The organism is Staphylococcus sp. 11-B-312, from assembly GCF_016743055.1.
Lineage (GTDB): Bacteria > Bacillota > Bacilli > Staphylococcales > Staphylococcaceae > Staphylococcus > Staphylococcus ureilyticus.
Map to the genome: position 1 here is coordinate 1,978,324 of NZ_CP068241.1, position 12,663 is coordinate 1,990,986.

Sequence of the window (12,663 nt, forward strand, 5' to 3'; positions counted from 1 at the left end):
CCTATTTTCCCCATCTTATTGTTACAGCACCCCAAGTAAGACCGCCACCGAATCCTACTAGTACTAAAACATCATCATCTTTAATTTTACCATTTTCTAATTCTTGTGCGATACTTAATGGAATTGAAGCTGCAGAAGTATTACCAAATTTATCCACTGAGACGCTCATTTTTTCTTTAGGTATACCTAATCGTTCTCTTGCAGATTCCATAATTCTAATATTCGCTTGATGTGGCACAAACATATCGATATCGTTTGGTTCTAAATTTGCTTTTGCAACTGCATTATTAGAGGCTTCACCCATGATTCTAACAGCAAATTTAAACACTTCTCGTCCATTCATAAATATCTTACCATTTTCTGGATTTAAATATAAATATTCGCCTCCAGAACCGTCTGATCCAAGTTCATAACTTAAAATACCTCGGCCTTCAGACACTTCGCCGATAACGACTGCACCAGCACCATCACCAAATAAAATAGCGGTTGAACGGTCTGTGTAATCTGTGATTTTAGATAATTTATCTGCACCTACAACTAAAATATTTTTATAATCGCCTGATTGTACGAATTGTTTAGCGTTAATCATTGCATACATGAAACCACTACATGCAGCTAACTGATCCATAGAAGCAACCTTTCCGATACCAAGTCTGTCTTGTAATATGTTAGCCACAGTTGGAAATGGAAAATCTCCTGTAGATGTTGCAACAATAATCATATCTATGTCCGTTGGTTCAATACCAGCATCATTAATAGCTTTAACACTTGCTTGATAAGCTAAATCAGACGTCTCTTCATCTTCATCAGCCCATCTTCTTTCTTTAATACCTGTCATTTTCGAAATCCATTCATCTGAAGTTTCTAAAAACGATTCAAAATAGGCATTCTCTACTACTTTTTCAGGCGCATATGCGCCGAAACCTTTAATACCCACGTTCATGGTTGTACACCTTCTTAATAATTTTTTAATACCAGGTATTAATTTAACATAATACATAATTCCAATACAAGAACTTCACCTAGTATACTCATTAAAATCACATTTATTATTATAATTTATAGTGAAAATTAGTACAATTAAAATCTACACTTTATAACTTACTACTATACAAATATCACATTCTTATTTATAATAAATGTATATATATTAAATTGGAGGCATTACATAATGAAATACCTCGCAGTGTTATTTTGGTCTATTGTCTTATTACAAATGGTAAATTTCGTGCTTAACAGTCTTTCAGGTGGGGGCGCACTTAATTTGATTACCCCTATTATTGGTGCTATTGTATTTACAATCATTGTCGTATTATTTGACTTGATTATTAAACCTTCAAAGCATGAAACGAAAGAACAACACTAATTATTTATCGCATACACATTTTTAAGAAACGTTCGAAACGAAAATATCTCGAACGAATTTAAAAAGGCAATCTCTAAGTTTTCAATTTAGAGATTGCCTTTTTGCTATAGAAAATTTCTAAGATTTTAAATGTACTAACTTTTTAATTAATCCAACATTAATATAATAGTAGCCCATAAATGAATTTCTCCAAATCATTTATGGGCATATTTTAATAGCGATGATGCGCAAACACTATTTTCTATTTATTTCTTCTTATATCATTTCTGGTTTAATTTCTTCAAATGTTAAACCATCATCAGATAAATCTATTTTTATTAACGTACCTTCTGGTAGATTTTCTCTAATCATTTTGCGTGCAAGTGGTGTTTCAATTTGTCTTTGAACAAATCTTTTAAGTGGTCTTGCACCAAATTGTGGTTCATATGCTTCTTCACCTAACCAAGTCTTAGCTTTGTCAGAAACTTCAATTGAAATACGTTGTTCCATCAGTCTAATGTTTAATTGTGTTAAAATTTTATCAACAATTAAACTCATATCATTTACAGATAATGGTTTAAATAATACGATATCATCCATACGATTAATGATTTCAGGTTTGAAGTATTGATTTAAACTATTCATAACTGCTTTTTCTGTTGATTCAGTTATTACACCTGTATCTTTTACATTTTCTAATAAAATTTGTGAACCTATATTACTCGTCATGATAATTATTGTATTTTTAAAGTCTACTTCTCGACCTTGTGAATCAGTTAAACGACCTTCTTCTAATATTTGAAGCAACACATTGAACACATCTGAATGTGCTTTTTCTATTTCGTCTAACAGAATGACTGAATAAGGATTACGTCGTACTGATTCAGTCAGTTGACCGCCTTCTTCATGTCCAACATAACCTGGAGGCGCACCTATTAAACGTGAGACAGAATGTTTTTCCATATATTCACTCATATCAATACGAATCATATGTTTTTCTGAATCAAATAAAGTTGATGCTAAAGATTTCGCTAATTCTGTTTTACCCACACCAGTTGGGCCTAGGAATAAGAAGCTGCCAATGGGTCTGTTAGGATCTTTAATTCCAGCACGTGCTCTGACAACTGCGTCTGCAACCAAATCTACAGCCTTATCTTGTCCCACAACACGTTCATGAAGTATATCAGATAAGTTCAAGAGTTTTTCTCTTTCAGTTTCAACTAATTTTGATACTGGAATGCCTGTCCAAGAACTAACAATATCACCGATTTCTTCATCGGTAACAATTTCACGAATGATGCGGTCATTGTCTTCATTTTGTTCATTTTGGAAAGCATCTTCTAGTTCACGTAATTCTTTTTCTAATTGTGGAATTTTACCGTGCTGTAATTCCGCTGCTTTTTCTAAATTGTAGTTGTTTTCAGCATCTTCTAAAGCTTTTCGATTTTCATCTAATTCTGAACGTTTCTCTTGCAACTTAGCTATTTTTTCTTTTTCTTCTTCAACACGTGATTGAATAGAACTTTGTTTTTCTTTTTCGTTCGCTAGTTCTTCTTGTAGCTCTTGTAAACGCTGTTTACTAGCATTATCAGATTCATTTTTCAATGCCGACTCTTCAATTTCCAGCTGCATAACACGACGATTCACTTGATCTAATTCTGTTGGATTTGAGCCCATTTCAGTACGTATCGTCGCACATGCTTGGTCTACTAAATCTATTGCCTTATCCGGTAAGAATCGATCTGTAATATACCGATCTGATAATTCAGCTGCTGCTACTAATGCTTTATCTTGTATACGAACACCGTGATATACTTCGTAACGTTCTTTCAAACCACGTAAGATAGAAATTGTATCTTCTACATTAGGCTCAGATACATTTACTTTTTGGAAACGACGCTCTAAAGCTGAGTCTTTTTCAATATATTCTCTATATTCATTTAATGTAGTCGCACCAATACAATGTAGTTCACCACGAGCTAACATCGGTTTAAGCATATTACCTGCATCCATAGCCCCTTCAGTTTTACCAGCACCTACAAGCATATGAATTTCATCAATAAACAAAATAATTCTGCCGTCAGAGTCTTTGACTTCTTTAAGTACTGCTTTCAATCTTTCTTCGAATTCTCCTCGATATTTAGCTCCAGCCACAAGTGCACTTAAATCAAGTTCAAAAATTGTTTTATCTAACAATGATTCTGGCACATCTTTACGAACGATACGTTGCGCTAACCCTTCGACGATTGCTGTTTTACCTACACCTGGTTCACCAATCAAAACAGGATTATTTTTAGTTTTTCTACTTAATATACGGATTGAATTACGAATTTCTTCGTCTCGACCAATGACAGGGTCCATATTTCCTTGACGTACTTCTTCAACTAAGTCACGACCGTATTTTTCTAAAGCTTCATAATTTGCTTCTGGATTTTGTGATGTCACGTGATTGCCTCCTCTAACTTTTTTAATAATTTCTTCAATAACTTCTTTTTTATTTGCTACAAATTGTTTAGTCGTATCATCTATATCAATAGCAGCTAATACGATGTGTTCCATAGATATATATTCATCTTCATATTTTTTCATATAAGATTCAGCTTTATTTAATAAATTGTTAGCATTTTGGCTTATATATTGGCCATATTGGACATTATCTCCTTGAACGGATGGATATTTTTTAAGCTTTTCTTTATATGATTGATCTAATTTATCAGTGTCTATATGCGCTCTATCAAAAATACTTTTAAATAAACTTTCACTTTCTGTTAATGCCGCTGATAATACAGCTTCAATTTCAATATTTTGATTTTCATTTATTTTAGCCAGTTCAATAGCATTTTGTAATGTACTTTGGACTGCATAGGTCATTTGATTGATATCCAAATTGATTCACCTCACCATTTAATGATTGATCAATAAAGTAAGTTTGACTTTGACTTTCTTTGACCTTATCTATATTATATTACGCTTCTCGGCAATAATCAACAATAAAGGGTTGGTTTTTCAATTATTTTTTATAAGTTTTGAACGCTTACTATATCATAACTTTTACCAGATACATATATGTTAAAACATCTAGATAAATAATATAAAGCTATTAAATTCTATAGCAATATTTATATTTTCAACAATAGGACATTCCTCATTACTTTAAAGCTATGTTAGCATTATTGTAAATATACAAGATTGGAGGTTATCTATATGAAAGATGTAATCAAAAAGCCAACGCCGCCGTTTAATAAACAGACAGCTTTAGAAAAAGTTAAATTGGCGGAAGATGCATGGAATACTAGAGATCCTGAAAAAGTATGTCTCGCTTATACACTTGATTCACAATGGAGAAATCGTAATGAGTTTTTTGAAGGTCGAGAAGCAATCAAATCTTTTTTATATAGAAAATGGAATAAAGAACTTCATTACAAATTGATGAAAGAATTATGGTGTTACACCGATAACCGTATTTCAGTTAGATTTGAGTATGAATGGTATGATGCTTCAACAACTCAATGGATGCGTACCCATGGTAATGAACATTGGGAATTTAATAGCCATGGACTCATGACTAGAAGGGATATGAGCGCAAACGATTACCCAATCAAGAAACAAGATAGAAAATATTAATATCATCTATGCTAATTCATTAATGGTAAATATATGTCATTTAAAGTACATCTTCAAATGACAGTTTTCTTTATAGATGTTCAAAAGCAAAGTAAACGCCAATTTTAACAAAAGTTGGCGTTTACGCGTTAGTTAAGCTTCATTGATTTCATATTTCTCTAAGTTTTTAATTTATTTTGCATTGCTAGCTATATGTTTTAAAATTTCATCCGTCAATGCCTCTACACCTTTTGGTTCTAAATGAATACCGTCTGGTGCAAAGTATTCTGTATGATTTTCAGAGCGTTTGTACCAATCAACAAGCGTTACATTCTTGTGTGTGTGTGCAGCATCTGTCATCAATTTATTCACATGGCCTTCATAACTTCTCGGAACTCTCGTATTCACTAAATAAATTTGAGCATTCCCGAATTTATTGATTAACGTATCTAATTGTTCTTTACTAAAATCTCCATTTGTACCAAGCTCTAGTACAATTTTATCTGATTTTTTATTAAACGAATGATAATGTTTTTCTACAAGTGGAGCGACATCGTAAAGATTACGACCAACCTCACCATCAATTTGTGCATTGGGCACCCTTTTTTTAAAATTCTCACCAATATCAACCATCACTGAGTCACCAATGAGCAGTGGTTTAATATTTGTAAAAACTTCTGATTTGGAGGTTTTTTTAGCATTTGATTTACCAAAAAAGTTTACATCATCAATTGGTATAGGCCTCACTATTTGTTTATCAAATTCATTAGTCTTAAACGTAGTTTTTTTATCTGAAACCATATCTTTCCCTAATTTATCAAAGCTACCAGCTAAAACAAATAAACTTGGAATCATAAAAATTAATAAAATAGCTGTTCTCACTAATGGTATTTTTTTGTTTAATTTTATAGAAAGTGCTTTGAAACCTTTTTTTCTAAAAGGCGTTTCAATATAACGATACGATAATTCTGCTAAAATAATTGTCAATATGATATCTAATAAGTACACATAACTCGGTAATTGTCCATCAACATAATATGAATGTACAAAACTAATCACTGGAAAATGCCATAAATATAAGCTATAGGACCTTTTACCTATCATAACAAAAATAGGATTTCCTATGACTTTAGCAAAGTAACCTGATGGATGAACAACACTCATTATGACAAATAATGTCATTACAGATATTAAATAAAAACCACCATTATAAATCCAATCGCTATTATCATTAACTTTATAAAAAAGTAAAAGCAAGATAAAAATACCAAAAACACCAATACCATCTATGATATGCGTTAATGTCTTTTTCGGATGTTTTTTCAACTTGAACGGAGGCCATAAAAACGCTAATATGACGCCTAATAACATAGTTTGAAGTCTTGTATCTGTACCAAAATAAACTCGAGAATGAGACATATGTGGTTGTGAAATGCTTATCATCACTAGTAAAGAAATTAACGAAATAATCCAAAATATCAAAACAACATTACGATATTTTTTAAAAGCTAATAAAAGGAATATAAAAAGAATTGGAAAAACTATGTAAAATTGCTCTTCAATTGCTAAAGACCACAAATGTTTTAATGGCATGAAAGCAAATTGTTCAAAATAATTGACATCTGTAGCGATGTACCACCAATTTGAAAAGTAAAAAATTGCTGCTATTGCATCTTTTTTAATATTAATAATTTCGTCTGGTTTTAATAACAGTGTTACCACAATGACAACAAATACTAAAGTTAATACTGCAGGTATCAATCTTTTAAATCGTCGTATCCAAAAGTTTTTTAAATTAATTATCCCTGTTTCTTCATATTCATTTAACAGTAAACTAGTAATTAAATATCCCGAAATAACAAAAAATGTATCAACACCTAAAAATCCACCGGTTAACCATTGTTTATTTAGATGGTAAATAATAATACCAATCACTGCAATTGCCCTTAAACCATCTAAACCTGGCATGTATCGCGTGCTACGTTTCACACGACAATTTTCAAGATTATTGTTCATTTTCCCACAAACTTTCCTAAAATTACATAAACATCTATTTTATTTACCTAGCCATTGTAATACTAATGTAATACAACTGCAATTATTTTAATGAATTGAGCGATAGAAATAAATAATTTTAAAATAGCCTGACACAAAGTGGGTATATGTTGTTTAAATAAAAAAACTAGCTTAAGTTAGCAATACGTATCTCATCGCATTGTTACTTAAACTAGTTCTCTAATCTATATATTAACCTATGCCTAGCGCTATTTTAGCATAGCGTGACATCATTTCTTTACTCCATGGTGGACTCCAAACAATATTTACTTCTGTATCTGAAATCTCTGGAATTTCTGCTAAGACCATTTTTACTTGGTTCATAATTTGCGGTCCAAGCGGGCAACCCATAGAAGTTAACGTCATTTCCACTGTACATAAACCTTCATCATCAACATCTACGTTATATACTAAACCTAAGTTTACAATATCGATTCCTAACTCAGGGTCTATGACCATCTCTAAAGCATTTAGTATGCTATCTTTTAATCCTTCGTCCATACTTTTCACCTCTTCGTATTTAATCATACTAACAATATATCAAATATCTTACAAAACGCCAATAAAATGCTATGATGTTCATACATCATTTATTAAATTCAAAGGAGATTTACATGAGTTCTTATTTAATTTGTTTAGACTTAGACGGAACACTATTAAACGATGACAAGAAAATTACACCTTATACAAAAAAGGTTTTAACTACATTGCAAAAGCAAGGACACAAACTAATGATAGCAACAGGCAGACCATACAGAGCCAGTCAAATTTATTACCATGAACTAAATATGGACACTCCTGTAGTTAACTTTAATGGTGCATTCGTTCACCATCCAAAAGATGATCATTTCCAAAATAAACATGAAGTACTGGATTTAGACTTATCACATGAGATCATTCAGTCACTGAACAACTTTGGTGTCTCCAACATTATTGCTGAAGTAAAAGATTATGTTTTTTTAAATAATTTTGACCAAAAATTATTCGATGGTTTTTCAATGGGAAATCCTAAAATTGAAACTGGTGACTTACTTTACTCCTTAAATGAATCGCCTACTTCCATTTTAGTTGAAGCTGAAGAATTTATGATTCCTAGAATCAAACAAATGCTAACCCGTTTCTATGCAGAAAATATTGAACACCGAAGATGGGGCTCACCTTTCCCAGTAATCGAAATCGTAAAACAAGGAATTAGTAAAGCTAGAGGCATAGATTATGTGAAAACTTATTTAGATGTAGACAGAAACCATATTATTGCATTCGGCGATGAAGATAATGACTTAGAAATGATAAAATATGCCAAACATGGTATTGCTATGGGAAATGGTTTAGATGAACTAAAACATGTAGCCAATCATGTGACTTATTCAAATAATGAAGATGGCATTGGTCGCTATTTAAACGATTTCTTTCATTTAAATATATCGTATGAAACAGTAGTAGAATCACATATTTAAACACTAAATTTATAGGGGGCAATATACTATGAATAAAATTGTAGTGGTGGGTGCTGTTGCTGGAGGTGCAACCGTTGCTAGCCAAATCAGAAGACTAGACCATGAGAGTGAAATAACTGTTTTTGAAAAAGATAGAGATATGAGTTTTGCTAACTGTGCACTTCCTTATTATTTAGGAAATGTCGTAGATTCAAGAGACAAAGTATTAGAAGCTACACCCGAGTCTTTCTATGATTCTAAAAAAATTGTTGTTAAACCTTATCACGAGGTAACTGCAATTAATGACAAAGCGCAAACAATTACTGTTTATAACAAGCGTGACAATACAACGTTTGAAGAAGATTATGACACTTTAATTTTAAGTCCAGGGTGCAGTGCAAATACTTTAAACTTAAACAGTGATATCAGCTTTACATTAAGAAATATGGAAGATACTGATGCCATTGAAAAATTTATAGAACACCAAAACGTTAAAACTGCCCTTGTCGTTGGTGCAGGATATATAGGTTTAGAAATATTAGACAATTTACACCATAGAGGTATCGAAAGCACATTGATACACCGTTCAACTCATGTGAACAAGTTAATGGATAGCGATATGAATCAACCCATTTTTGATGAAATGGAAGCGAGAGATATCAATTATCGTTTAAATGAAGAAATTCAATCAGTGGATGGTAATACAGTTCATTTCAAATCTGGTAAAGTTGAAAACTATGATTTGATTATTGAAGGGGTTGGAGTAAAACCTAATTCCGAATTTATTCAATCATCAAATGTAAGTTTAGACAGTAAGGGTTATATTCCAGTAAACGATCAGTTCCAAACTAACATTGAAAACATTTATGCTTTAGGTGATATTATTACTTCACATTATCGTCATGTGGACTTAAATGCACACGTACCATTAGCATGGGGTGCTCATAGAGCAGCGAGTATTATAGCAGAACAACTAGCTGGTAATGCATCTATACACTTTAAAGGTTACTTGGGTGCAAATATTGTAAAATTCTTTGATTATACGTTTGCCAGCGTTGGCGTAACACCACAAGAATTAGATAACTTTGATTACGAAATGGTAGAAGCTAACCAAGGAGAACACGCGGGCTATTACCCAGGAAATACTAAGTTACATTTACGTGTTTATTTCGATAAATCAAGCAGACGCATTATTCGAGCTGCCGCAGTAGGAAAAAATGGTGCAGATAAACGTATAGATGTTTTATCTATGGCAATGTTGCATAAGTTGACAATAGATGAACTTACTGAGTTCGAAGTTTCCTATGCCCCGCCTTATAGTCGACCAAAAGATATCATCAATATGATTGGTTATAAAGCGCGCAACAAATAATTTCAGCTAATTTAATACGTGAAAATAAAAAGCGGAGACAGCTTAATGTCTCCGCTTTTTATATTACATACCAAACATTTGTGTGATTGGGCCTTGCGGTAAAATAACCCCAATAATGATAGTGATTATAATAACTGCAATTGTGCTCCACATCATACCATGACTTGCTTGTCCTTTTTTTCGTTTTGTAACTGTAACTTCCATTAATGCTACGACAGCCACACCACAAATCATTTTCAATGTTAATAACATGTGCCCGCCTGAATTTCCATCACCAAATGCTTGAATCCAAATCCAGAATCCTGAAATTAAGACTAAAACCATGAATAACCTTAATAACATATGAATTGGTTTAAAATAAGGTGTCGCACCTTGCTTTTCTGAGAAATTAAAATAAGCAGCGAAAAACAAGATAATTAGCAATACCCAACTTGCAATATGCATATGTAACATATTTAATACCCCCACACTATTTTTACTTTATAAAAATATCAATACATTGTTACTTTTAATTATAAAATTAAAAGCGTACTTTTTTAATCATACTGAAAAAGTAAATATTTTTCAAAAAAAGTTCTGCACTTCACATTTTATCTTCATTTTCAATTTATAGCAACATCATTACTTTGTATCAAAAAAATTAGGCTAACTTATTATAATTAGCCTAATTCATTTATTATTATTTTTCTGCTATGACATTTGTTAAAGTACCAATATTATCAATCGTTACTTTTACTTCATCACCTGGTTGTAAAAATTTAGGCGGTGTCATACCTGCCCCCACACCAGCTGGTGTACCAGTAGCAATAATATCACCAGGATGTAATGCTACATATTTCGAAATCTCTTCAATCAATTCATCGATTTTAAGAATCATTTCTCCTGTATTACCATCTTGACGAATTTCATTGTTTACTTTAGTTACAATATTTACATCTTCAGGTGTAGGTAATTCATCTTTAGTTACTATATATGGACCAACTGGGCAACCACCAGTTAAACTTTTAGATAAGAATGCTTGATCCTGTTCATTTTGGGCTTTGCGGTCAGTGATATCATTAATGATTGTATAGCCATATACATAGTCAAGTGCTAAAGCTTTAGGAATTTTCTCACCAGATTTACCTATCACAATACCTAGCTCACCTTCATAATCTAACTGATCTGTAATATCTTTATGATTTGGTATTACACTATTATCACCAGTTAACGATGAAGCTGCTTTTGTGAAGACGTATAAACGCTGTACCTCATGATTTAATTCACTAGCATGGTCTTGATAATTACGTCCAAAAGCAATCACATTATTTGTTGGCGTGACCGGTGGCAAAAATTCAATATCTGCAAATGCGACTTTATATTCTTCACCTCTACCACTATCTTCTGCCGCTACGACTGCTTTACGAACCTGTTCTTGGAAATCTAATATTTGATTTTGTTGAAGACCATTCAATAATGTCTTAGGATGAAAGTCCCCTTCCGCAAAATCTGCAAAGACTTTTTTCAAGTCCCAAGCAGCTTCTTCTCTTTTAACTTTCACACCATAAGATGTCTGTTCATTATGTCTGAATGATAGAAATTTCATTCAATATCAGCTCCTCATCTTTATCTTATTACATATTATAACTATATTTAGTAACAAATCACAAATAAATACCCATTATTTTCAAAAAATTCAATAAACATAGACATGATATTGTATCGCTATTTTAAATAAGTCACTTTACGCCACAACCATTCAATAGGGCCGTATCTATAAAATTTCAGATACACATAACAGAAAATTAGTTGTAAGTTATATACAACCAATACGATTAAATAAGATTCATACAGTGGTAACTTATTATATAAACCTAAACCTACATAAATAAATGTAAAAATAAAACTTTGCATTAAGTATACTGTTAGACTCAATTTTCCTGGGTATTTAAAGATATTTACGGTTTTGGAAAATTGCTTAAATCGACAACAATAGATAAATAACAATATATAGCCAAACGCTACAAGTGGCCCACCAATCATAGCACTAATGATTGCAAAAGCTTGGTTTCCAATGTCCACTACATATGGCATTTTAAAAGCGTATCCAACAATTAACATAAGGCATGCATATAAAACGTGACGATAACGATTTTGTGCGAATTGTACCTTTTCAACCAAGTTGTATTTTTGTGCTGCCATTCCTAAAAACACATACGGTAAAAATTCAAAATATGCAGAAAAAGTTATTGTATCTATAATATTATAGGTGTTTTCTACAACATTTACTTTTAAATAGTTAAAATATTCGCCACTTTGCTTTAGATTGACGATTTCAGAAACATTAAATCCGCTTATATTAATAGTACTATATGGATCATCTAAGTATGTTACTAAAAAAGTAGGTAAAATTAAGATAAATGCTTTTATTGCATATAAAATAACACCTATTTTAAAGAGTTTCTTGCTACTTTTTTTAATACATAATACTGCAATCATCCCTGTAAATGCATAACTGAACAAAATATCTCCTGAAAATAGTAAAAAACCGTGTAATGCACCTAATATTAATAAAAAAGTTAATCTTCTATAAATAAAGGGATAATATTTCATCGCTCTTCTCTGACTATGTTTGTACATAATGGCTAAACCATAACCAAATAAAAAGGTGAAAATAGGATAAAAAGAACTGATTACAAACAGTGTAATAACTCTTAATATACTTTGATCTATCCCTTTCACTAAACCCGGTAAAAATGATTCCTCATATGGCATACTAAATGTCAATATATTCATCAATACAATACCTAACAAACTGAATCCACGTAAAGCATCCAGTTCGAATATTCTCTGCTGTGTCGACACTGTTTAGC

11 protein-coding genes are annotated in these 12,663 nt (G+C 31.9%); 4 read left to right on the forward strand and 7 right to left on the reverse strand.

Annotation, left to right across the window (positions count from 1 at the left end):
- Window position 1 precedes the first annotated feature (1 nt).
- Window positions 2–943 carry a beta-ketoacyl-ACP synthase III gene (locus tag JG554_RS09495; RefSeq protein ID WP_040030149.1) on the reverse strand — a complete coding sequence of 314 codons (942 nt, stop codon included), beginning with the start codon at window positions 941–943 and terminating at the stop codon, window positions 2–4.
- A 228-nt stretch (window positions 944–1,171) separates the two neighbouring features.
- Here JG554_RS09495 and JG554_RS09500 point away from each other — a divergent pair, with 228 nt between their 5' ends.
- Window positions 1,172–1,366 (forward strand): YjzD family protein, encoded by a 195-nt coding sequence (locus JG554_RS09500; protein ID WP_046208047.1) that lies wholly within the window; start codon window positions 1,172–1,174, stop codon window positions 1,364–1,366.
- Between the two features lie 255 nt (window positions 1,367–1,621).
- Here the strand turns inward: JG554_RS09500 and clpB are convergent, their stop codons facing one another.
- A complete protein-coding gene (gene clpB, locus JG554_RS09505) occupies window positions 1,622–4,231 on the reverse strand; it encodes an ATP-dependent chaperone ClpB (RefSeq protein WP_064209434.1) in 2,610 nt (869 codons plus the stop codon).
- A 318-nt stretch (window positions 4,232–4,549) separates the two neighbouring features.
- Between clpB and JG554_RS09510 the strand changes: the two genes are divergently transcribed.
- A complete protein-coding gene (locus JG554_RS09510; RefSeq protein ID WP_064209435.1) occupies window positions 4,550–4,969 on the forward strand; it encodes a nuclear transport factor 2 family protein in 420 nt (139 codons plus the stop codon).
- Window positions 4,970–5,140: 171 nt separating this feature from the next.
- Here the strand turns inward: JG554_RS09510 and JG554_RS09515 are convergent, their stop codons facing one another.
- Complete coding sequence (locus JG554_RS09515) at window positions 5,141–6,964, reverse strand: acyltransferase family protein (RefSeq protein WP_107359981.1); 1,824 nt, start codon at window positions 6,962–6,964, stop codon at window positions 5,141–5,143.
- Between the two features lie 231 nt (window positions 6,965–7,195).
- Complete coding sequence (locus JG554_RS09520) at window positions 7,196–7,504, reverse strand: metal-sulfur cluster assembly factor (RefSeq protein WP_019469047.1); 309 nt, start codon at window positions 7,502–7,504, stop codon at window positions 7,196–7,198.
- 113 nt (window positions 7,505–7,617) lie between these two features.
- Between JG554_RS09520 and JG554_RS09525 the strand changes: the two genes are divergently transcribed.
- Entirely contained in the window at window positions 7,618–8,460 is an 843-nt protein-coding gene (locus JG554_RS09525) for a Cof-type HAD-IIB family hydrolase (protein WP_046208043.1), read from the forward strand.
- 28 nt (window positions 8,461–8,488) lie between these two features.
- A complete protein-coding gene (locus JG554_RS09530) occupies window positions 8,489–9,811 on the forward strand; it encodes a CoA-disulfide reductase (RefSeq protein WP_070038097.1) in 1,323 nt (440 codons plus the stop codon).
- 63 nt (window positions 9,812–9,874) lie between these two features.
- Here the strand turns inward: JG554_RS09530 and JG554_RS09535 are convergent, their stop codons facing one another.
- From JG554_RS09535 to JG554_RS09545, 3 genes are all read right to left on the reverse strand, one after another.
- Window positions 9,875–10,264 carry a YisL family protein gene (locus tag JG554_RS09535; protein WP_046208041.1) on the reverse strand — a complete coding sequence of 130 codons (390 nt, stop codon included), beginning with the start codon at window positions 10,262–10,264 and terminating at the stop codon, window positions 9,875–9,877.
- Between the two features lie 226 nt (window positions 10,265–10,490).
- Entirely contained in the window at window positions 10,491–11,396 is a 906-nt protein-coding gene (locus JG554_RS09540; protein WP_046208040.1) for a fumarylacetoacetate hydrolase family protein, read from the reverse strand.
- 119 nt (window positions 11,397–11,515) lie between these two features.
- Window positions 11,516–12,655: a DUF418 domain-containing protein gene (locus tag JG554_RS09545; RefSeq protein WP_064209437.1), complete on the reverse strand. Its 1,140-nt coding sequence runs from the start codon at window positions 12,653–12,655 to the stop codon at window positions 11,516–11,518.
- Window positions 12,656–12,663 lie beyond the last annotated feature (8 nt).

Coding starts and splice junctions, on each gene's coding strand:
- JG554_RS09495 (WP_040030149.1), bottom strand. CDS start 943: ATGAACGTGGGTATTAAAGGTTTCGGCGCATATGCGCCTGAAAAAGTA.
- JG554_RS09500 (WP_046208047.1), top strand. CDS start 1,172: ATGAAATACCTCGCAGTGTTATTTTGGTCTATTGTCTTATTACAAATG.
- JG554_RS09510 (WP_064209435.1), top strand. CDS start 4,550: ATGAAAGATGTAATCAAAAAGCCAACGCCGCCGTTTAATAAACAGACA.
- JG554_RS09515 (WP_107359981.1), bottom strand. CDS start 6,964: ATGAACAATAATCTTGAAAATTGTCGTGTGAAACGTAGCACGCGATAC.
- JG554_RS09520 (WP_019469047.1), bottom strand. CDS start 7,504: ATGGACGAAGGATTAAAAGATAGCATACTAAATGCTTTAGAGATGGTC.
- JG554_RS09525 (WP_046208043.1), top strand. CDS start 7,618: ATGAGTTCTTATTTAATTTGTTTAGACTTAGACGGAACACTATTAAAC.
- JG554_RS09530 (WP_070038097.1), top strand. CDS start 8,489: ATGAATAAAATTGTAGTGGTGGGTGCTGTTGCTGGAGGTGCAACCGTT.
- JG554_RS09535 (WP_046208041.1), bottom strand. CDS start 10,264: ATGTTACATATGCATATTGCAAGTTGGGTATTGCTAATTATCTTGTTT.
- JG554_RS09540 (WP_046208040.1), bottom strand. CDS start 11,396: ATGAAATTTCTATCATTCAGACATAATGAACAGACATCTTATGGTGTG.